Annotated in this window: 14 protein-coding genes and 1 pseudogene; 6 read left to right on the top strand and 9 right to left on the bottom strand. The window is 70.5% G+C overall.

Features of this window, described 5'->3' with window-relative positions; translation table 11 throughout:
* Nucleotides 1-124: 124 nt before the first annotated feature.
* From ACSHXN_RS46480 to ACSHXN_RS46470, 3 genes and pseudogenes are all read right to left on the bottom strand, one after another.
* A complete protein-coding gene (locus ACSHXN_RS46480; RefSeq protein ID WP_438306990.1) occupies nt 125-1,654 on the bottom strand; it encodes a glycosyltransferase in 1,530 nt (509 codons plus the stop codon).
* A 261-nt stretch (nt 1,655-1,915) separates the two neighbouring features.
* The gene (locus ACSHXN_RS46475) at nt 1,916-4,048 is read right to left on the bottom strand and encodes an ATP-binding SpoIIE family protein phosphatase (protein WP_438306989.1); all 2,133 of its coding nucleotides are present in this window, start codon (nt 4,046-4,048) and stop codon (nt 1,916-1,918) included.
* Nucleotides 4,049-4,481: 433 nt separating this feature from the next.
* Nucleotides 4,482-4,589: pseudogene (locus ACSHXN_RS46470) on the bottom strand (dihydrofolate reductase family protein); the annotation flags it as partial.
* A 46-nt stretch (nt 4,590-4,635) separates the two neighbouring features.
* Here ACSHXN_RS46470 and ACSHXN_RS46465 point away from each other — a divergent pair.
* The gene (locus ACSHXN_RS46465; RefSeq protein ID WP_356114636.1) at nt 4,636-5,523 is read left to right on the top strand and encodes an NAD(P)H-binding protein; all 888 of its coding nucleotides are present in this window, start codon (nt 4,636-4,638) and stop codon (nt 5,521-5,523) included.
* A 517-nt stretch (nt 5,524-6,040) separates the two neighbouring features.
* Here ACSHXN_RS46465 and ACSHXN_RS46460 read toward each other — a convergent pair.
* Entirely contained in the window at nt 6,041-9,817 is a 3,777-nt protein-coding gene (locus tag ACSHXN_RS46460) for a S8 family serine peptidase (protein ID WP_438306988.1), read from the bottom strand.
* A 331-nt stretch (nt 9,818-10,148) separates the two neighbouring features.
* Between ACSHXN_RS46460 and ACSHXN_RS46455 the strand changes: the two genes are divergently transcribed.
* The 4 genes from ACSHXN_RS46455 to ACSHXN_RS46440 all read left to right on the top strand — a co-directional run bounded on the left by ACSHXN_RS46455 (nt 10,149) and on the right by ACSHXN_RS46440 (nt 15,541).
* The gene (locus ACSHXN_RS46455) at nt 10,149-11,147 is read left to right on the top strand and encodes a LuxR family transcriptional regulator (protein ID WP_438306987.1); all 999 of its coding nucleotides are present in this window, start codon (nt 10,149-10,151) and stop codon (nt 11,145-11,147) included.
* 845 nt (nt 11,148-11,992) lie between these two features.
* Nucleotides 11,993-12,427, top strand: coding sequence for a MarR family winged helix-turn-helix transcriptional regulator (locus tag ACSHXN_RS46450; RefSeq protein ID WP_355141039.1), 435 nt, complete (start codon nt 11,993-11,995; stop codon nt 12,425-12,427).
* Between the two features lie 71 nt (nt 12,428-12,498).
* Nucleotides 12,499-13,362, top strand: a complete 864-nt coding sequence (locus ACSHXN_RS46445) for an SDR family NAD(P)-dependent oxidoreductase (protein WP_438306986.1) — start codon at nt 12,499-12,501, stop codon at nt 13,360-13,362.
* Between the two features lie 217 nt (nt 13,363-13,579).
* On the top strand, nt 13,580-15,541 hold the full coding sequence (locus tag ACSHXN_RS46440; protein WP_438306985.1) for a SpoIIE family protein phosphatase: 1,962 nt from the start codon (nt 13,580-13,582) through the stop codon (nt 15,539-15,541).
* Nucleotides 15,542-15,720: 179 nt separating this feature from the next.
* On the opposite strand, the gene ACSHXN_RS46435 is transcribed toward ACSHXN_RS46440, so the two are convergent.
* Nucleotides 15,721-16,434: a response regulator transcription factor gene (locus tag ACSHXN_RS46435; RefSeq protein ID WP_355141966.1), complete on the bottom strand. Its 714-nt coding sequence runs from the start codon at nt 16,432-16,434 to the stop codon at nt 15,721-15,723.
* Nucleotides 16,431-17,699 carry a sensor histidine kinase gene (locus tag ACSHXN_RS46430; protein ID WP_438306984.1) on the bottom strand — a complete coding sequence of 423 codons (1,269 nt, stop codon included), beginning with the start codon at nt 17,697-17,699 and terminating at the stop codon, nt 16,431-16,433. The genes ACSHXN_RS46435 and ACSHXN_RS46430 overlap by 4 nt, the downstream gene beginning before the upstream one ends.
* A gap of 132 nt (nt 17,700-17,831) precedes the next feature.
* Between ACSHXN_RS46430 and ACSHXN_RS46425 the strand changes: the two genes are divergently transcribed.
* Nucleotides 17,832-18,398 (top strand): class I SAM-dependent methyltransferase, encoded by a 567-nt coding sequence (locus tag ACSHXN_RS46425; RefSeq protein WP_438306983.1) that lies wholly within the window; start codon nt 17,832-17,834, stop codon nt 18,396-18,398.
* A 415-nt stretch (nt 18,399-18,813) separates the two neighbouring features.
* On the opposite strand, the gene ACSHXN_RS46420 is transcribed toward ACSHXN_RS46425, so the two are convergent.
* The 3 genes from ACSHXN_RS46420 to ACSHXN_RS46410 form a co-directional block, all read right to left on the bottom strand.
* Nucleotides 18,814-19,281, bottom strand: a complete 468-nt coding sequence (locus ACSHXN_RS46420; protein ID WP_438306982.1) for a hypothetical protein — start codon at nt 19,279-19,281, stop codon at nt 18,814-18,816.
* A gap of 196 nt (nt 19,282-19,477) precedes the next feature.
* A complete protein-coding gene (locus ACSHXN_RS46415) occupies nt 19,478-20,257 on the bottom strand; it encodes a polysaccharide deacetylase family protein (protein ID WP_438306981.1) in 780 nt (259 codons plus the stop codon).
* A gap of 57 nt (nt 20,258-20,314) precedes the next feature.
* Nucleotides 20,315-21,379, bottom strand: coding sequence for an acyltransferase family protein (locus tag ACSHXN_RS46410; RefSeq protein WP_438306980.1), 1,065 nt, complete (start codon nt 21,377-21,379; stop codon nt 20,315-20,317).
* Nucleotides 21,380-21,443: the final 64 nt, after the last annotated feature.

The raw sequence follows: 21,443 nt of genomic DNA, 5'->3' as shown, positions 1-21,443 counted from the left end.
GTCGGCACCCCGAGGACTCCTTCGACTGCGCTCGCCCACCCCACTTCGCCGCCCCGGACCACCAACCGACTGATGGGGAATCGGGCCCCGATGCCACCCTCGGAGGATTTCCGAAGCCGACCGCTCAGCCGCTGATCGTGGTGGCCGAGGAGTCGCTCACGTAGGGGGCGGATGCCCGGGTGTCCAGGGCCGCCTGGTGTGGGAACGAGGAGAGCACCGGGGCCGGCTGCGGGGCGGAGGCGTCCTGCAGGGCCCGGTAGAGGCCGGCGGTGGCGGCGGCGTCGTCCGCGACTTCCACACCGGTCTCGCGGGTGCCCCACTTGCCGCGGGTCATGGTGAGCATGGCGTAGATGCGGATCGGCAGCAGCAGCACCAGGTGCAGCAGCCCGTACAGGGGGGCCAGGGAGTAGATCCCCAGCCGGCCGACGAAGGTGACGCCCGGCCGGGGCACGTCGAGGTAGCGCACGCTGCGCGCGTATCCCATGACCGCGGTGAAGACGAGGTAGCCGGCCAGGTGCGCGGGGATGTTGCCGGGGTCGGTGGCGGGCTTGACGGCCAGTGAGGTGAGCGCGGCGCCGGTGAACACCAGCCAGGTCGCGACCTCCAGGAACGTCAGGTACCAGCCGGGGCGCAGGCGCGGCAGGTTGCGCAGCGCCCACTGGGACTCGCGGAAGAAGGACTTGTTCCACCGCACCTGCTGGCGCAGGAAGTGCCCGAGGCGTTCGGGGACGGCGGTGTAGGCGACGGCGGTGGACTGGAAGAGGACCTGCCCGCGCATCAGGCTGTAGTTCGTCAGGCGGCGGTCGTCACCGAAGACGGCCGGGCGGCCCAGGAACTTCTGGGTGAGGAAGTCGTCCAGGTTGGCGTGGACGACGTCCGCGCGGTAGACGACCAGGGAGCCGCAGCAGCACAGCACCGAACCGAGCCGTGAATAGGCGGCGCGCTCGAAGAGGAAGGCGTTGCCGTAGCGCAGGTCTATCAGCCGGGTCAGCAGGTTCTTGCGCTGGTTGAGAGCGAGGACGAGACCGGTGACGGCCTTGACGCGCTGGTTGGACAGCGGCTTGATCAGTTCCGCGACCGCCTGGGGGTCCAGCACGGTGTCGCTGTCCACGCACAGGTAGGCGTCGGCGTCGGGACTGGCCCTGAAGCCGACCGCGAGGGCTTCGCGCTTGCCCTTGTTCTCTATCTGGCGGTGGATGCGCAGGCCGATCCCGGCCCTGGCGAACTGCTCGGCCATCTCCTCGGCGGCCCGGACGGCGGACAGGTCGCCGCTCGCGTCGTCGACCACGTGCACCAGGGACACCGGGCGGGACTGCGCCAGGATGCTGCGCAGGCTGCGCCGCAGGGTGCTGGGGTCCTCGTTGTAGGTGGGGATGATCGCGACCAGGTCGAGCCGGTCCGGGGAAGCGCCCTGCTGGGCGCCGGCCCTACCGGCCTGGTAGGGCCGGTAGGTCAGGGACAGCAGCAGCTTCACGGAGAGCAGCCCGATGGCGGCCATGCCGTACAGGTGGAGGGTGCCGCTGATGACGTAGGCGGCCGCCGAGCCGGTGACGACGAAGGCGAGCAGGGACAGGCGCGGCAGCCTGGAGGTCCAGGAGGTCGGTCGGTCGGCCCGGTGCAGGCCGCGGGTTTTCCGGAAGGAGAGCTTGGGCACGTAGGCACGGCTTTCGTCTCGGTCGGGCGGGCGTGGCGGCAGTGCCGCCGCACCGAATGCGCCCGGCTTCCCCCCACGCATTCGCGGACAGTTAAATACGCGACACGAAACAACAGATAGGGCATAGCGGGGTGATATGACCCACAGTGGTGGTATAGGCGACCTATGGAAAAAGGCGCATCATTCCGCCTTGTGAGGGTGGCGGCCCGCGCCCGTCCGGCCCTCACCTCCCGCCCGGCGGGTGAGGGTGCTCGGCCCGGTTTACAGGGTGGCGAGCGCGGGTGCGGGGGTGGGGACGGTGGCCGGTGGGAGGGCGAGTTCGGCCCAGATGGTCTTCCCCTCCGGCTGCTGGCGGGTGCCCCAGCGCTCGGCGAGCTGCGCCACGATGAACAGTCCGCGTCCGCCCTCGTCGAAGGTGCGGGCCCGGCGCAGGTGAGGGGCGGTGTGGGCGCCGTCGGACACTTCGCAGATCAGGGTGTCGTGCCGGATCAGGCGCAGCTGCACGGGGCTGCCGCCGTAGCGGATGGCGTTGGTGACCAGTTCACTGACCACGAGTTCCGCGAGGAACGCGGCCTCCGGCAGCCCCCAGTGGGCCAACTGCAGCGAGGCGAGGTCGCGGGCGCGGGCGACCTCGGCGAGGTCCTCCAGCAGCTCCCAGGCGACGGTGTGCCCGTCGTCCAGGGCCCGGGTGCGGGCGACGACGAGGGCGATGTCGTCGCGGGTGCGGTCGACGACCAGCATGTCCAGCACGTGGTCGCAGGTGTCCTGCAACGTGGGCTTCGGCTCGGACAGGACTTCGAGCAGGTAATCGAGGCGTTCGTCCAGACAGAAGCGGGGGGATTCGACGAGGCCGTCGGTGTACAGGGCGAGCAGGCTGCCCTCGGGCAGGTGGACCTCGGCGGTCTCGAAGGGCAGGCCGCCCACGCCCAGCGGGGGACCGGCCGGGACGTCGAGGAAGCGGGCGCACATGCCGGGGCGCACCACGACCGGCGGGGGGTGGCCGGCCCGGGCGGCGGTGCACCGCCGCGAGATCGGGTCGTAGACCATGTACAGGCAGGTCGCGACGAACTCGCCGACATCCGTATCGGCGGCCTCGTCCTCGTCCGCGCCCGCCGGGGTGGGGGCGGTCTCGCTCTGCAGCCGGATGACGATGTCGTCGAGGTGGGTGAGCAGCTCGTCGGGCGGCAGATCGATGTCGGCGAGGGTGCGCACCGCGGCGCGCAGCCGCCCCATCGCCGCCGAGGCGCGGATGCCGTGCCCGACCACGTCGCCCACGACCAGGGCGGCCCGGGCCCCGGACAGCGGGATCACGTCGTACCAGTCGCCCCCCACGCCCACCCCGATATCGGCGGGCAGATAGCGGGCGACCGCCTGCACGGCCGGCTGTGGCGGGACCACCTGGGGCAGCAGGCTGCGCTGCAGTGCCACCGAGGTGGCGCGCTCGTGGGTGTAGCGGCGGGCGTTGTCCACGCACACCGCGGCGCGCGCCGCGATCTCCTGCGCGAGCAGCACGTCGGCGGCGTCGAAGGGGTCCCGGCGCCGGGAGCGGGTGAACAGGGCCGCACCGAGGGTCACGCCGCGGGCGCGCAGCGGGACCGCCAACGCGGAGTGCGGCGCCTGCGGGTCGGTGCCGTCCAAATCGGCGGGCCAGTAGTCCTGGCCGTCGGCGGTGCCGGTGAACTGTCCGTGCACGGGGACGCCCCGCAGCAGGCTCAGGGCGGGCACCGAACCCTGGCAGTAGGTGACGACGCTGTGGCCGGGCGGTGCGGCTGCGGCGAGCGCGGCCGGCACCGACCGCCGGGCGGCGCGGCGCAGGGTGACCGGGCCCGCGTGCGGCCCCGGGGCGGGCTCCTCGCCCTTGAGGACGGGATCGAAGAGGTCGACCGCGGCATGGTCCGCGAAGCGGCGCACGGCGACCTCGGCAAGCTCCTCCGCGGTGCGGGCCACGTCCAGGGTGCCGCCGACCCGGGTGCTGGCCTCGCTGAGCAGCGTGAGCCGATCCCGGGCGATCATCAGGCCTTTCAGGCGCCCCTCCGCGGCGATACGGGTGCGGCAGACGGCCAGGCTGACCAGGATCGAGGCGACCAGCGCGGTGATGACGGTGATCCGGCTGGCGTGGGACATGGACGGCAGCAGGATGCCGTAGGCGACGATGCCGACGACCAGGTTGGTCAGGCCCACGGTCAGGGTCTCCCGCAGCGGCAGCAGAGCGGCGGCCACGATCGGGATCAGCGTGGAGTACTCGGCCATCCCCATGACCTGCATGCCCGCGGCGGCCAGGACCAGCCGCGCACCCGCGACCACCACCACGGCGAGCAGCAGGGTGATGAAGGCGGCACGATCGGGCGGGGCGGCGGTCCCGGCCCGGTGAGGGGCCAGCGGGGTGCGGTGCATGACGTCCTCCTCGGGCCGCCTGCCGTACGGCGAGACGACCGGAAAACGGGCGGGGCAGTGGCATCCACGCGGGGCTACTACCGGCGACCGGCGAAGCGCTTGTCGGCGACCGGCAACCGAATACAGCCAAAGATTCTGGTTTATCAGCTGATACGGGAAATTTACGCCGTCTCGGTGCAGCGCTTCCACAGCGCGGGCGTCGGGCACTGTGGGCCGGGGCGGAGAGCCGGTCGTGATGCGGGCGGGGCACGCGTCTGGGCAGCACCGGCCGGCACCCGAAGGGCGTGTCCCGGCGGGGCAAGCCCGCGGGGCGGGGGAGTTCGCCACAGTGGTTGCGGCATCCCACCATGATCCGCGAACGGCTATGCGTCCGCCCGCCGGGCAGCTGGCCGATGGACCGTGATCGTGGGAGGTCAGCATCGAGTCAGGCGGCTCAGGGTGAGCCGTCGGGAAAGGCGGTGCGCTCGGCCATGTCGAAGACCGTGGCGTCGAAGGCGCCGTCGAAGGCGGGGATCCCGGCGCCGGCGACCACAGGACAGGAATCACGGGTGCCGTGGTCGACAGCGGCCCCAGATCAAGGGAAATCCATGTCTGACAAGCATTTCACGGTGGCGGTCACCGGAGTGACCGGGGCACTGGGCAGCCGGATCGCGGCTCGACTCGCCGACCACGGCGTCCCCCAACTCCTCGTCGGACGCAGCCCTGACCGGATGCCCGACCTGCCGGGCGCTCAGCGGCGCGGTCCCGCCGGCTACGGCGACGCTTCCGCGATGCGTGAGGCGCTGGAGGGTGCATCGACGCTCATCCTGGTCTCCGGACATCGCACGGGACGCCGGCTGGAGGAACACGCCACCGCGGTCGAGGCCGCGATCGCGGTCGGTGTGGACCGGGTCCTGTATGTGTCCCTCGTCGGCGCCTCGCCCACCGCCACCTACCTGAACGCCCGCGATCAGTGGCTGACCGAACAGTTCCTGGCCGGAGCCGGTATCCGCCACACGGTGCTCCGGGCGGGCTTTTACGCATCGACACCGGCCGCCCTGGCCGACGAGGAATTCGTCGTCAGTGGCCCCGCGAGCACCGGCCGGGCCGCCTTCACCACTCACGAGGACATCGCGGACGTGATCACCGCCGTCAGCCTCGACGAGGGCCCCCGGTCCGAGCACGACGGCGCGACCCTGGAGATCACCGGGCCCGAGGCCCTGACCCTCCACGAAGCGGTCACCCGGATTGCCGCGGCCACCGGCCGGCCCTACCGCTTCGAACCGGAGAGCCTTGAGGAAGCCTTCGCGCGGCGATGGCGGCAGGGCATGAGCGGGGAACAGATCGAGACCTGGATCTCGTGGTACCAAGCGATCGAGAAGGGCGAGATCTCCTCGGTCACCGACGTCGTCACCCGGCTCACCGGCTCACCGGCGACCCCGATCTCCGACGCGGCCTGGTGGCCCTCACCGAACACCGCGCGTGGCACCTCCTGAACTCCGGCGGACGCGACGACCGACCCCTTGTCGTCGCACCGGTCGTCCTGGCATGTCGCAGGACCCCTGGATCAAGAAACAGCCGAGCGGGCACCTCCGCGCAAAGGACCATGAACACGGCTTGACATGGGACCACCGGTTCCCGGATCGGCAGCCGGGACCTGCGTAGTGGTCGCCGCGCGAGCCGGCTTTTCGTCAGAGGTGAACCACCGACCGCCGCGCACTTCGTCGATGTGACCGTCCTGGATGGCCTGTTGCATGTTCCGGCCGAGCCCCAGCGTGTGATCCGCGTCCTGGAAGTCGAGGAACGGCCCTCACCGTCTCGATGGGTTCTCGAGGTCGCCGCGGGCTTCGTGCGAAAAAAACAGACGGGGCCGGGCGATTCTGGGTTCCTCGGCGAGGTGCAGCGCGGCATGCGCCGCACACGGTGCCGGTTTCGCCCTGCCCCCGGAACGGGGTCGGGCCCCTGTCCGCGGTCCGTACCGCGGACAGGGGCCCTTGTGTCGGCGCCCTGCCTCTACTTCAGGCCGAAGGCGCGGATCAGGGTCTGGCTCACGCTGTTCCCCTTCGTGTCCCGCGCTGTGGTGCGCAGGCTGGCGAAGCGGGCCCGGGAGGGCGCGGCGAGCTGTGCCGTCCAGTTGCCGCCGGATTGCCGCAGTGCCGTCCGGTGCCACGTTGCACCGTCGTCGTACGAGACGTCCAGTGTCACCGTGCGGATCGCTCCCTTGCCCGCCGCCCCGTTCAGGTGCGCGGGGGTGACCGTCAGCCCGGTTCGGCGGTGCGCCTTGCCGGACGGGTCGGTGGGCACCGCGTAGTCGAGTTGGACCAGCGGCAGGGTCGTGAGGACCGTGTAGTTGGCGGTGCCGGAGGTGAAGCCCCACTCGGTGCGCGTGCGGGTCGAGTACGCACGGCCCGGCAGGTTCCGATTGCCCTCGACCACGATGCGGTAGGGCAGCGGGTCCGGGGAGAGGCCCTCGGCGGTGACGATCCCCTCGTTGACGTCCTCTCCGAGCAGCTGGTCGCCCTGGTACAGCGAGATCTTCGAGGTGTTTCCGTCGGCCCAGACGACGCCCGCGTGCCCGCCCGAGTCGCCCCAGGCCGGTACTACGGATGTGCTGATGATGTCGCCGACCCGGTACGGCGCCTGCCAGATGATGCCGTCGTTGAGCAGCCGGGGGTGTTGGACGGGAGCGAACCAACTCTCGCGGGTCGTGCTGCGCGCCGTGTAGGCGCGGGCCGCGCCCCGCAGGCCGAGGTCCCGCATGGCCGCGGCGGAGGCCCAGCGAAGGCTCGCGCCCGCCGTCACCCATGACGTGAGGGTGCCCTGGGCCCGGATGGGCGTCGAGTTGCTGAGCATGGGGGTGCCGGAGGCCACGGAGACGTCGTCGCGGTACTGCACGGCCTCGCCCTGCTCGGTGTTCCGGAAGGACTCGTCGATCCGGGCGAGGTCGCCGCTGCGGGGACGGTAGGACGGATCGTGAGGAATGGCGCCTTCGTTGTGGCGGACCAGGTCGTACAGGTAGCGCGGGTAAGGGTGGGAGACCACGCGCAGCGTCGCCGTGCCGGGCTTGCGGATCCGCTCCAGCAGCCGCGCGCTGTCGTCGGTGCCGAGCGAGGCCACCGGCAGCGGTGCGGCGTCGGGCAGTTGCGCCCAGGGATCCAGCTTGCCGTAGCCGTCGTTCAGGATGAGCAACTGCCTGGCGCCGGCCTTCGCCGCTGCGGCCGCCTGGTCAGGGGCGGACATGGTGTCGCTGCGGCGTACGACGGCCACCTGGCCGCGCACCTTCACCTTGCGGAAGTCGGCGGCCGAGCCGTCGGCGGCCCAGACGGCGCGGTAGGTTCCCGTGCCCTCCGGCAGCTTGGGGGACAAGCTCTGGATGACGACGTCCTCGTAGGTCCGGGATCCGGAGGAGAACGTCAGGGGCGGCTCGATCTGCCGCCAGCGGGTCGCGAAGTGGTACGAGCCCTTGGTGACCTTCGGTGTCGGCGTGACCCAGAGGCTGTCGTACAGCCAGTACTCGGGCATGTAGCTGTCCATGAACGGGTACAGGCCGCTGTTGGCCCGGTACTGGTCCACCCTCATGAACTGGTTGGCGGTCGGCTGCGGGGTGAAGGCGGCCGCCTGGCGCAGGTCGGCGGCGTCGAAGCGGACGGCGCGATCGGCATCGAGGTCGACCTGCGGCGCCGAGAACACGGCGGAGCCCAGCGTGTGTGTGCCGTCGATGCCGGGGACGTCGGCGTACATCCAGGCCGCGTAGGTGCTCGGGGGCAGGCGCAGGTCCGTGTGGCCCGAGGCGTCGATCGCGTACACCTTGGGGAGGGTGTTGCGCTCGACGTCCTTCAGCACGAGCGTGCCGGGCAGGGCGGCGCCGCGCCGGTCCTTCGCCGTGACCGACAGCGTGACCCGCCGGCCCTCCTTGTTGAGGCCGACCGACGTCCGGGCGAGGACCGTGCCGTCGCTGCCTGCCGCGGTGAGCCGGCTGGAGTAGGCGGCATTGTCCGCCGCGGCGTCGAGGTGGCTGATCACGCCGACGGTCGCGGTGCCGTGTGCGGGCACGGTCAGGCGCGAGTCGGTGAGGGTGAACAGACCCTCGGGCAGCTGGTCGTGGCCCAGGGAGAGATCCAGGGTCACGGGTGCGGCGGCGGTGTTGGTGTAGGTGATGTCCTTGCGGACCGTCTGGCCGGGCGTGTACGGGTAGTGGGTCTGCGCGAACGCGCTTCCCGACGCGAAGAGGGTGGACTTCACGGCGGCGGCGATGTCGACCCGGCCGCTTCCGGCCTGGAAGGGGCTGAACCGCTGGGTGCTCGAGGTGGTGCTGACGAGGGCGTTCTTGAGTTGCTGCCCGGTCCAGTCGGGGTGTGCGGCGGCCAGCAGGGCGGCGGCGCCGGCGACGTGCGGCGTCGCCATGGAGGTGCCGCTCATGGTCTGGTAGGCGCCCTCGCCTTCGGGCGCGTACTGGGAGCGGGCCGCGAGCACGTCCACGCCGGGGGCGGTCAGATCCGGCTTGATGGCGTTGTCGCCCACCCGCGGGCCGCGGCTGGAGAACTCCGCCAGCTGGTCCACGCCCTTGCCCGGGCCGTGTACCGCGCCCACGGTGAGCGCGGCGTCGGCCGCTCCGGGCGCGCTGACGGTGTAGGCCTCCGGGCCGGAGTTGCCGGCGGCGATGACGAAGAGGGCGCCGGTTTCCTTGCTGAGGTGGTCGACGGCTTGGCTGAGGGGGTCGGTGCCGTCGGTGGGGCCGCCGCCCAGGCTCATGCTGACGACCTTGGCGTGCTGGGTGCGGGCGGCCCATTCCATGCCGGCCAGGATCCAGGAGTCCTGGCCGCTGCCGCTGTTGTCCAGGACCTTGCCGATGTGCAGCGAGGCGCCGGGGGCGACGCCCTTCTCGGTGCCGCCGGAGGCCGCGCCGGTACCGGCGACGGTGGAGGCGACGTGAGTGCCGTGACCGTGCCGGTCGGTGACGTCCTGGCCCGGCACGAAGCTTTCCGCGGCCGCGATCCGGCCGGCGAAGTCCGGGTGTGCGGCGTCGATGCCGGTGTCCAGGACGGCGACGTCCACACCCTGTCCGGTGTCCCCGCCGGCCCACACCGCGGGCGCCCCGATCTGCGCGGTGGTGTCGGCGAGGGTGGCGGTGACCTTGCCGTCCAGCCACACCTTGGCGATGCCGCCGGCCAGCCGTCCCTGCGACGGCGCTGACGCCCCGTCCGCCCGGGCCTTCCCGGCCGCGGGGGCCGGTGTGGTGCCGGTCAGGGACGACCAGAAACCGGCCGCCTTGGTGTGGTCGGCGGATATCGCCGCGCCCTGGATGCTGCTGAGGGTCAGGGTCTTGCGCGCTCCGTCCGGCGTCTTGGCGGCGCGGGAGCGGGCGGCGGCGTCGGTGTACGTCACGATCAGCGGCAGCCGGTCGCTGCGGGCATCGTCGTAACCGTCCTTCAGCAGCCCCGAGACGTTGAACAGTTGCTCGTCCAGCGCTCCTGACGCGATGTAGGGCAACGCGGCGTCGGGATACACATAGGTGTCCGGGCCGACCGTCATCACATGCGCGCCACCGGTCCTGCCACGCGGGTCGGTCACCGACGTGACCGACTGTGCACGGTCGTTGGCGGTGACAGTGACCTTGTCACCCGTGATCAGTGTGACGGTGCGGACGATCGCGGGGCCGGCGGCCGCCGTGGCGGGGGAGGGGAGCGTCGCCGCGGCATCGGCCGACGCCGCAGGACTCGTGGCTGTCAGCACCACCAGGGCGGCGACGGCGGTGGTCAACCCGCGTCTGCGGGAGGCAGGTATGGGCAAGGGGAACCTCACGAACTAGATGTGCCGGAGTTGTTCGTAGTCAGCCATCCGTTCGCATCACTGTGAAGACAGTGCTTTGGCACATGAGTGCCATGTCACCAGGTTGACATGACTCAAATCCCTGTAATGCCACATACATCATGCGCAGTTGGGGGAGACCCCGCCGCGCGGTCCGCACGCTGCGGCCGGCCGGCCGGCCGCACGCGGTCGCGTGGTGCGGGCCTCGCCCACGCTCCGGACGCGCTGAGGTCCCGGTCTGTTGCTCTGCGCGTCACCTCGGCTTGTATTTTTCTGTCCGGATCACACGAGCACAGGCCAGAGGCGGAGAGCGATGACGGAAGCCGACCCACCGTGGGAGGCAGTGGGGCTCGACGCACAGGCGGAGGCCGTCTACCGCCGGCTGCTGACCCACGGAGGCGGGACCGTCGACGACGTGGTCGCCTCGTTCGGGCTGCGGCCCGAGCAGGCACTGTCGATGCTGGAGCGTCTTCACCACTCCGGACTGGTCAGCCGCCGATCCTCGGGCGAGTTCCTCACGGTCGATCCCCGCTACGCCGTGCGGGCGCTCGTGGAGTCGCACGAGCGTCAACTGGCCGCCGTGCGCGACGCGGCGGAGCCGTTGGGCGCGATATTCGACGAAGTCAGGCGCTCCCATGCGGTCGAACCCGCCACGAGGACGATCAGCGGGCCGGAGGCGGTCGGAGACTGCTACTACCGCTTGAAGCAGTGCGCCCGCCACGAGATCTGCGCTCTGGACCGGCCGCCGTTCCTGCTGGCTCCCAACGGGCCGCTCGACGAGGCGGCGGTCCGGCGCGGGGTACGGGTGCGGGTCGTCTACGCGGCGGCCAGCTTCGACGCCGAAGGCGGCTGGGAGGAGTTGGGCAGTCTCGTCTCGCGCGGCGAAGAGGCCAGAGTCGTGCCCGCACTGCCGATCAAGCTGGCGATGGCGGACCGGTTCGCGGCGATGGTCTCGCTGAGCCTGGACGGCGACAGCACCGAGTGCCTCTACACCGAGGCGCCTCCCTTGCTGGACGCCTTGACGGAACTCTTCGAGCGCTACTGGGCCACGGCGGCGTCACTGAGCGGTCCCGGCTTCGAGGCGCCGCCATCGGGTCCACCCGCCGAGGGCGGCAGCGCCCGGATGCCCACCGACGAGGAGCGGAACCTGCTCGCCCTCTTCGCCGCCGGGGTCAAGGACGACGCCATTGCCCGCCAGTTCGGGATCTCGACGCGGACGCTGCGCCGACGGATCCAGGACCTCTACGCGGAGCTCGGGACGACGAACCGTTTCGGCGCCGGCGTTGCGGCGGCCCGACGCAACTGGGTGTGAGCGCCCCGGCGACAGCGGCATGAAACTCCGTTGCCGGCCGGAGCGCACACCACTGGTCCGGCCGGCCTGACGCGGACACCCCGTTCGTGCGGGGCCCGGGGCGCCCCGGGCGGATGTGCGACCCGCCTTCCTCGTCGGGTGACGGTGGCGTGCTCGCGGCAGGCGGCGATTGCCCCGGTGGAGCCCGGTGAACCCGCCGGTGCCGCTCGACTGCCGACTTGAAACGGAAGGACCCCTCCGCTAAAGTGGAGGTGATTCTCCGCTTGAGATGGGGTCAGAGCGGGCGATGAACGACCTCGAACGCCGGGGCCCGCTTTCACGCGCTTTGGCCCCGTGCGTTCCGTTTCCGCGTATCACCCGGCGATGGCGCGGCACCCACCTCCCCGACGGGGCCTTCGGGCGATGGGCCCCGCCGGACGCGGCCTCGTAGGCCGCCACCTGAAAGCAAGGGAGTCCAGCACGATGAAGAATTCCCACGGTTCCCCCAGGCTCCGCCGCGTACGACTTCCCGGCACGGTGGCAATTCCGCTTTCCTCCCCCGACGGGCGGGCGGTGTCCGAGGGCAGTGCGGACGCCGTCGTCCGCGTGGCCCGCAGGGACGCCCGCCGCCCCGGCGGACGCCCGCCTGTCGGCGGGCCGCCGGCGCCCGAGCAGCCGGCGGCATCGCCCGCCGCCTCGGGCGCGGCAACCGCCGCGCAATGCGAACCGGCTCCGTGAGCATGCATGCCGGCGCCCCGCCGTCACCCGCACTGCGTTCCGGTGACCGGGAGGACCGCTTCCGGCCCCCTTGGCGCTCGGCGGGCGGAGCGCTTGACCTGAGGTTGATGTAGATACAACATGAGGGGGTGAGTGCCTCCGTCGACGAAATCGTGCAGGACTGTCTGGCCGTGCGTATCCGGCTGATAGGCCGGGCGGTCACCAGTCTTTACGATGGCGCCCTTGAGGATCACGGGGTGACCATCGCCCAGGTCAACCTGCTGGCCGCCCTGGGCAAGGTGGGTCCGTGTCCGCCGTCCAGGCTGGGCGAGGTGCTCCAGTTGGAGAGGTCCACGGTCAGCCGGAATCTGCATCTGCTGCTGAATCAGGGCTGGATCGAGGCCTCGGCGTCCGACGCGAAGGGCATGCGCGAAGTCGCCCTCACCGGCGCCGGCCGAGCCAAGATCGAATCCGTGATGCCGGAGTGGCGGCAGGCCCAGCGACAGGCTGCCAGGCTTTTGGGAGCGGGCGTGGCGGCGGTCCAGGAGATTGCGGGCGGCATGGGGTATCCGCCAGGCGCATAGCCCTCAAGGAGGGGCGGGCGGGGGCCTGCTCCAGCTCCACATGTTGTATATACAACGAGAGAGGGGTCGTCATGAGTGTCTCCTTCGCGAACCGGGTTGTGTTGATCACGGGTGCATCGCGGGGAATCGGTAGGGCCGTTGCGTTGGTGTTCGCCCGGGAGGGGGCGCTGCTGGTTCTTGCGGCCCGCTCGGCTGAGCGGCTTGCCGAGGTGGAGAGCGAAGTGCGCGCTCTGGGGTCGGACGTGCTGTCGGTCCCGATGGACGTGACCTCCCCCGAGGCTGTGACGGCCCTGGTGGACGCCGCGGTGAGCCGATTCGGACGGATCGACGTGCTGGTGAACAACGCCGGGATCGGGAGGGTGGGCCGTGTCGAGTCGGCGGCGTTCGAAGACGACGCCCGCCGAACGATGCAGGCGAGCCTCTTCGGAATGATCAACGTGACGCAGCGCGTGCTTCCGGTGTTTCGGCGCCAGGGTTCAGGGGCGATCGTGAACATGTCGTCCGTGATGGGGCGAAAGGCGTTCGCTCGATTCGGCTCGTACGCGATCGTGATGCACGGGGTCTCTGCCTTCTCGGACAGTCTCCGCCAGGAGGTGGCCGACAGCGGCATCCGAGTGTCGGTGATCTATCCGGCGCTCACCGCCACCGACCTGCTGCGGGAGGCGAAGGAGGCGGAGATGCCGCCCCCGTTCCGGCACATGACGCCGCTGTCGGCGGACGACGTGGCGCGAGCCGTGGTGGCCGCGGTCCGGCGGGGGAAGCGACGTGCAGTGCTGCCGCGCACAGCGAACATGCTGCTGCTCGGTGAGGCGTTGTCGCCTCGCATCGGCGACCTGATCGCGACCGCTCTGACAAAGCGGCGCATCGCCGGGCTGCTCAGGATGAGCAGCGGGAAGACCTACCACGAAACGATCGCAGGTCACCCGGGCCGATGAAGCGACGCGGGCACGCATCGCTTTGCCGGACCGCTCAAGGCCGGACCAGGGGATACAGCTGAACAGCCGGTCGTGCTCATCTTCACGAGCCGCTGCCCACCGTTTCCAGCGGATTCCTGCCGTCGTCACGTGACGCAGCCGGTCGGACACACCCGTCGCGGAGGCATCCCGAATATCATTGGAAAAGGCTGTTTTGGTATATGTCAGGGAGCCGCGGATGGATGCCTTGGACGAGCTCCTTCGAAGGCCCACCCCGTCGGCTCTCGTGGCCCTGGACGGAGCTGTCCTCAGCCTCAATGCCGCGATGGCCAGGGCACTGGGCAGGTCAGTGGAGCAGTGCCTGGGTCGTGGTTTCGGTGATCTGTTGCCCGCGAGCCAACTCACTTCGGTCGAGAGCCTCGTGGCCCACGCCGCCACGACGAACACGGTCGCGATGCGGGTGCTGGAGTTCCCCGGGCCGGATACGGCATCTGTCGTCTGTCTTGTCGAGGCACGATCGGTGAACGATCCCGCCGGTGGAGAGCGGGTATGGGTGCACTCGCTGGACGCAGGAAACGACCGGGGCGGCCTGTTGATCCCGTTCCGTCTGGCGGCCAAGGCTGCCGATCTCGGCCTGTGCATGTATTCACCCCAGGAGCGTGAGCTGGAATGGCTCGGTGGCGCACCCGCCCTGGCGGCGCTGTTCCCGGAGGCCTCCATGCCGTTGTCCGAGGTGGTTCGACGAGTCCACCCCGATGACCGGGAGCCTCTGCGGCGGCTCGTGACGTCAACGGCCGCCCGGTCCCCCTGGATCAAGGTGCGGTTCCTCACCGAGCACGACGGCTGCCACCATCTGGTCTGCCAGAGTCGCCGGATCATTCTCGGGTCCGGCGGTCCTGAGCGGGTCTTCGGAGTAATCCGTGACGACACCAAGTGGGAAGCACGCCGACGCAGAGCGCTGGTCGCGCTGAGTGCTGAGCGTCAACGCGCCGACGAGATCGCCGCCTTCTCCTCCGCCGTGATGACCGCAGTCACGGAGCAAGAAGTGCGGCAGGTGGTCCTGACCCGGCTCGCCGCGACTTTCGGTGGTAGCGGCGCCGCGCTGGCGCTCGTCACGAAAGACCGCCTGCGCGTCTCCTCCGATGCCGGGATCCCCCTACCGGTGGCCGCCGTGCACGGCCTGCCACTGGACGCTCCCAGCCCGCTGCCGTACGTGATCCGCACGGGCAAGCCGCAGTTCATTCCCGACCAGGAGGACTACATCCGCTGCTGGCCGCACGGGGCCATGGTGCCGTACTTCGACCAGCTCGACACCGGCTACGCCATCTCGATCACCCCCCTCAGCCCGGCCGGTGAGCAGCCGCTCGGGGCCTGGCTGGTGACCTACGACAGCACACACCACTCGTCCCCGGACGAGCGGGCCCTCATGGGTACTCTTGCCGACCTTGCAGGCCAGGCACTCAAGCGCGTCCGGTTGCAAGAGGCACGAGTCGAGCTGGCCACGGCACTTCAGCAGACCATGCTCCCCACGCTGCCCGAGCACCTCCCAGGACTGGAGGTCGCCGCCCGCTACCGCCCGAGCCGAGACGGGCTCGACATCGGCGGAGACTGGTACGACGCCTTCGTCACGCCCGACGGCGCCGTCGCCCTGGAGATCGGCGACATGCAAGGGCACGATGTGGACGCCGCCGCGGCCATGGGACAAGTGCGCGCCTCCATGCGCGCGATCGCCGCCCACGAACCGGATCCCGCAACCGTGCTGATGCGCACCAACGAGTTGCTCGTCACCATGGACGCGGCACGATTCGCCAGCTGCACCATGCTGCATATCGACCCGGGCGACGGACGGGTCACCGGTGCCAGCGCCGGCCATGTGCCGCTGCTGTACGCACGCGACGACGGCAGCCACAGCATCCGTGAGCTGCCGGGCGGCCCGGTGCTGGGAGTCCTGCCCGACGCCGACTACCCGGAAGAAACCTTCACACTGGACAAGGACGCCGCGCTGGTCATGGTCACCGACGGCGTGGTCGAAGGACCAACCCTGACACTGGAGGCCGGACTGGAGCGAGCCGGAAAGCTGGCCGCCCAAGCCGTCCATGACGGGCTGAATGCCGAGGAGACCGCCGACCTCATCCTCGACGACGCGGTCGCGGAAAACCACCTCGACGACGTGGCCGTGCTGATCATCCGACGCACATGACAGCGCCCGCGGCCTCATATGCTCTCTGTACGGTCCTTGCGGCGAATTGATCAGGCGGAGCAGCCCGCAGTCTCCGCGGGATGTCACGCCGGATGACACCGGTCCGCAGCAGCACGTACAGGATGCCGGCGACTGCCGCTCGGTCGGGAACACGCAACCGCCCGGACGGCGGGGGTCGTTCACGGCCGAGTAGTTGACTCCCCGACCCGTACCAGCCCGCTCTCGTAGGCGAAGATCACCGCGTGGATACGGTCCCTCAGGCCGAGTTTGGTCAGGACGCGGCCGAGGTGGGTCTTGACGGTCGTCTCCCCGACGAAGAGGCGGTCGGCGATCTCGCCGTTGGCCAGTCCCCTGGCGACCAAGGTCAGGACTTCTCGTTCCCGCTCGGTGAGCGCGGCCAGGCGGCTGTGCTGGGCGGCCGCGGACGCGGGGGCTTGCAGGACGAAGCGTTCGACCAGGCGCCGGGTGAGCGAGGGTGCCACCACGACCTCGCCCCGCAGCACCGCACGGACGGTCACCAGGATCTCCTCGGCGGGGGCGTCCTTGACGAGGAAGCCGCTCGCGCCGGCACGCAGGGCCGCGTAGGCGTACTCGTCGAGGTCGAAGGTGGTGACGACGAGGATCCGGGGCCCGTCGGGCTGCGCGCAGAGGTGTTCGGTCGCGGCGAGCCCGTCCAGACCCGGCATGCGTACGTCCATCAGGACGAGGTCCGGCTCCAAGGCGGCCACGCCGGCGATCGCCGCGTCGCCGTCGGCGGCCTCGCCCACCACGGTGAGATCGGGCTGGCTGTCGACGACCATGCGCAGCCCCATCCGGATCAGCTGCTGGTCGTCGCAGATCAGCACCCGGGACGATGACGCAGTGGGAGCCGGGGTCGGGGTTCGGCCGCTCATGAGGCTGCCGTGACGGACTCGGGTGCGGTGGGGCGCAGCGTGGCGGCGACCCAGTAGCCGCCGTCGGGCGTGGGCCCGGCGTCGACGCTCCCGCCGTACAGGGCGGTGCGTTCGCGCATGCCGGTGAGTCCGCGACCGGAGGAGAACAGCGGGGCGGGGCGCTCTGCGGCGGCTTGCCCTTCGGCTCCGGCCGAGTTCTCCACCCGGACGCGGACCAGCCGCCCGGGCCCCTGGGTCCCGGTGTCGACCCGTACCTGGATCGTGGCGTCCGGCGGCGCGTGCTTGACGACGTTGGTGAGCGCCTCCTGCACGATGCGGTACGCCTGCATGGCCAGATCGGCAGGAAGGCCGCCCCGCTCTCCGCGAAAGTCCAGCCGGGCGCGCACGCCGCTCGTGTTGAGGCGTCCGACCAGCCGCCGCAGATCGGCCGCAAGGGACTCGACGGCCCCACCGGGTTCGGAGCCGGAGCTGTCGGCCGAGGCGTCCGCGTCGGGAGTACGCAGCACCTCCAGCAGCCGGCGCAGTTCACCCAGGGCCTCACGGCCGGTCGCGCTGATGACACCGAGGGTGCGGTCGACGACGGCCGGGTCGACCTGCCGCATCAGCCTGCCGCCCTCCGCGTTCAGCACCATCACGCTCACACCGTGGGCGAGGACATCGTGGATGTCGCGGGCGATGCGCGCCCGCTCCTCGGCGACGGCGATCCGGGCCAGGGCGAGACGCTCCGACTCGGCCAGCTCGGCCCTGCGTTCGAACTCGGCGATATAGGCGCGCCGGGCGCGGACGTACTCGCCGAACACCCACGCCCCGGCCAGCAGGAGCGCCACCGCGAGCGAGGTGAGCCAGGCACCGCGGGCGTCCGGGCCCGTGGATTGCCGCTGCCACGCGGGAATCCACAGCAGGACACAGCCGGCGGCACACACCACCGTCGCCGCGGCGGCCCGGCGCAGTCCACGCACCGTGAGTGTGGCCAGGACCGCGGCCACGGCGACGGCGCCGCGTCCCGGTTCCTGTCCCCACACCTGTCCGAGGTACTGCGCCCAGAACGCCGCCGTCACCAGGGCCGCGACGAGCACCGGCCGACGGCGGCGCCCCAGCAGAGGCAGCACCAGGGCGGCATACACCCCCGCCTGTACCCAGACGGGCCGCCAGCCCGGCTGCGGGCGGATCACCGGGGGCACGGCCACCAGCACGACCAGCAGGATGTCCGTCAGCCACGGGTGGCTGCGTCGCAAGCGGGGCAGGGTCTCGATCAGCCGATGCACCGCCTCACGCTACGGCCGGGGCCCGCTCACCCGCATCGTCCTACGGGGCGTCGCGGGGTCCTCCCGCGGTCGTACGGACACGGGCCGGGGATACGACGTGCGGCCACTCGGGGCACTTCCAGCATGGCCGCCATGTCGATCACCACCGAGTTCCTCAGACGTCCCCGCATGACCGGTGCCGTAGCCGCCAGTTCACAACGGCTGGCCCTCGCGATGACCGAGGACCTCGCTCTGGAGCGGGCCCGGCTCGTTGTCGAACTCGGACCGGGAACCGGGGTGTTCACCGACACGATCCTGGCCCGGCTCGCGCCCGACGCGCGAATCGTCGCGGTCGAGCTCAACCCGGTGCTCGCGGCCCGGCTGTCGGCCACCCGGCGCGACACACGGCTCACCGTGGTACAGGGGTCCGCCGCCGAGCTGGCCGCGACGGTGGGCGAACCGGTCGACGCGGTGGTCTCCGGGCTGCCGTGGACGGTCATGCCGCGCGAGCGGCGCGTGCACATCCTGGACGCCGTGACCGAAGTCCTCGCGCCCGGCGGCCGGTTCACCACCTTCGCCTACCTGCACGCGGCCTGGACTCCGCCCGCCCGTCACTTCACCGCCGAACTCGCCGACCGCTTCCACCGGCTGGAACGCTCGAGGACGGTGTGGCCGAACCTTCCTCCCGCTTTCGTGCACCGGGCCACCAAGAAGCCCTGACCCGACGAGCCGTGCTCCGGCCGATCGCCTCACGCACGGGGCCCGTGCCGCACGGAGTTCTACGAGCGCCCGCCCCGCCCGGACCCTCCAGCCGGACGCGAACCCGGGGGCCGGCTGGGCCCGGGTCGGACCCCGCACAGGAACTGGAGATTGCCCACCCGGCGGCGTACGGGTTGACCCACAGGATCGGACAACACCTCCACCTCTCCTCGTGACCCGCGAGCCCGCACCTGTGCCAGCCGTTCCCAAATGGAGTTCAAGCGGGTTCGGCAGGACCCGTAACGAACGCGTTGGCGCAAGTGCGCAGGCTGCTTGGCACGGTTAGGCGACGGCGGTGAGTTTTCACAGCTATGGGCAGATTCCGCGAGCGGATCCAGCATCCTGCCCTTCGCTGCAGGAATCCGGAAGTCGCCGCTTAAGCAATCCAGTCCTCGCTGTGCCGATGGCGATCCAGTCCCACGGTTCCGAACTCGTCCGTGGCCGCATCTGCCACCACACCCAGCCCCCGGAGGGCCTGCGAGATCGGGCTGCCAGCAGATCCGAAGGGCTGTCCCTCCGGTACATGGAGTGGTCCCAGTACGACGGCTCCATCAGCCCAGACAGCAGCATGTTGCTCGCCGACACCGCCGAAGTACTCGGCTTCCACGTAGGCCACCGCCCCGGCGGCTGACCAGTCCGCAAGCCGCTTGTCGAACCCTCCCGGAAGCCGCCAGAAGCTCAGAGGGCCCTCGGTGCCGTCGGTTGCAGCGTCGAAGAGCTGGTCCGTCATCGGTATCAGCGACAGGCCCTGGCCGAGAGAGGCCACTCGAGCGGCAGGCAAGTCCCGTGATGCGACACGGAGCACCTCGCCTTTGGCGATGACTGCCTGCAGTTCATAACCCATCCCAACGCCCCTCCACCGCTCGGAGGCCCCATCTTGTCGCACGCGCTGACGTCGAACCCGCGTAGCACCCCCGGCCAGAACCTCCCCCCTCCAGCAAGTTCCGGCGCGAGCACCCTTCAGATTCCTCGAACCCGCTGGTTTCCGAACTCGAAGGTCGCCCGCACCCACCGCACCCAAGGACGCGCGCGGCGCTCCTTCATGGCCGGTAGACCATGCCGGGCCGGGGCCTGGCAGGGGCGAGCAGCTGCGAGACGGTGACGATGGTGTAGCCGCGCTGCTGGAGCGCCTTGATGATCCCCGGTACCGCGGGCACAGTCCCCTGGTGCAGGTCGTGCAGCAGGATGATGCCGTCGCGGTGCGTCTGGTCGAGCACCCTCTTGGTGATCAGGGCCGAGTCGGTCGTCTCGTAGTCCTTGGCCGTGACGCTCCACAGCACCTGCGCGAGCCCCAGGTCCCGGCAGATCCCGGCCACCTTGCGGTTGGTTCGGCCCTCCGGGGGACGCATGAGGAGGGGCCTGGTGCCGGTGATGTGCTCGATGGCGTCCTGCGTCCGGGTCAGCTCCTGCCGGGCGTCGGTCTCGCCGAGGTCCGTCAGCCTTCTGTGGTTCCACGTGTGATTGCCGATCTCGTGCCCCTCGTCCGAGATGCGGCGCAGGATTGTGGGGTACCTCGCGATGTGGCCCTTGCCCTGCACGAAGAACGTGGCGTGCAGACCGTCGTGTCTGAGGATGTCCAGCAGCCTGGGGGTCGTCGGGCTGGGGCCGCCGTCGAAGCTGAGGGCCACGCACTTCGCCTTGCGGCAGTCGACGTCTCCGGCCACCGATCCCGGTGCCTTTGCTCGGGCTGCGCGTGGCGAGGTGTGATCGTAGGTCGTGACCGTCAGGGCCAGACTCAGCACGACGGCCAGGGCGGTGGCCACCGCCGTGGCGGCGGCGAAAAGTATTCGGGGCCGTCTTGTGAGCGTGTTGAAGGGCATGCGAGATCCTTCTTCGGGCGGAGCCGTGGGATGACCGCGAGGGAGTGGGAGAAGGCTTTAAAGGGGCTTCGCGGAGAGGCCTTGAGACCGTAGGTCGCGGGTCAGTCGTTGCCGCAGAAGGGGTCCGAGCCGGCGTTCCACCGTGAGGTGCATCAGCAGAGACAGTCCCAGCATGCAGCTGACGGAAACCGCGATCGAAGGCAACGGCCCCAGCCTCGGAAATACCCGGACCAAGCCTTTGGCCAGCGGAATTCCGATGCTTTGGTGGACGAGGTAGAAGGGGTAGGTGAGCCCCCCGGCGGTGACGAGCCAACGCCGTTGCAGCCTCGCCAGTGGTCCTCCCGCACCGGCCAGCGCCAGCAGCCCGAGACAGAGGGTGAGCACGACCGCGCACACGATCCAGGAGGGCCGGCTCTCGCCCGGGGGCACGGCGGCATGGTCGGCCACCCGGAATTCGAGCACGGTGAGTTCGTAGCACCAGGCGAAACACAGCAGCAGCCACAGCAGGAGGCTCTGCCCGAACCTGTGCATGAGGTAGAGGATGATTCCGGTGACGAAGAGGCCGGCGTATCGAGGCTGTATGAATTCGTCGAGCAGCGGCGACCGGAGTTCGAGGGCGATGACACCGGCCAGGAGCCAGGCCCCGCAGAAGACCGCCACCCGTCGATACGACAGCCCGAAGACGAGCAGCACGGCCATCAGGAGGTAGAAACGGGCCTCCACCCAGAGCGTCCAGCTGACTTTGTCGACCAGGTCGAGCCCCAGCGGTCCCGGAGCCATCGTGAGGTTTCCCAGGACGGTACGAGGGTCGATGCGGGTGGCGGCGGGCCAGTGGCCCATCCGTGAGACCAGGACGAGCGCGACGACGAGGAGTACGGCGCACCAGTAGGCCGGGAAAAGCCGTGCGATGCGGGAGACGGTGAACTGAGCAGGGGTGCGCCCCCAGCAGCTCATGCAGATGACGAAGCCGCTGATGGCGAAGAAGAACTCGACGCCGAGCCAGCCGTAGCGGCTGATCTCATGCAGGAGCGGCGCGAAGTCGCGGAGCGCGGTCCTTCCCCAGAAGTGCGGGGTGGGTGTCCCGAGGAAGTGGTACGCGGCCACCATGACCGCTGCCATCATGCGGAGTCCGTCTATTGCGGCCAGGCGCGCCGGCCCGCTCCGGGCGGGAAACGGTCTGTCGGAC

This window comes from Streptomyces sp. HUAS TT11 (assembly GCF_051553595.1).
Taxonomy (GTDB): Bacteria; Actinomycetota; Actinomycetes; order Streptomycetales; family Streptomycetaceae; genus Streptomyces.
The sequence above is the reverse complement of the archived record's forward strand: the minus strand, read 5'-3'. Positions and strand labels throughout refer to the sequence as shown.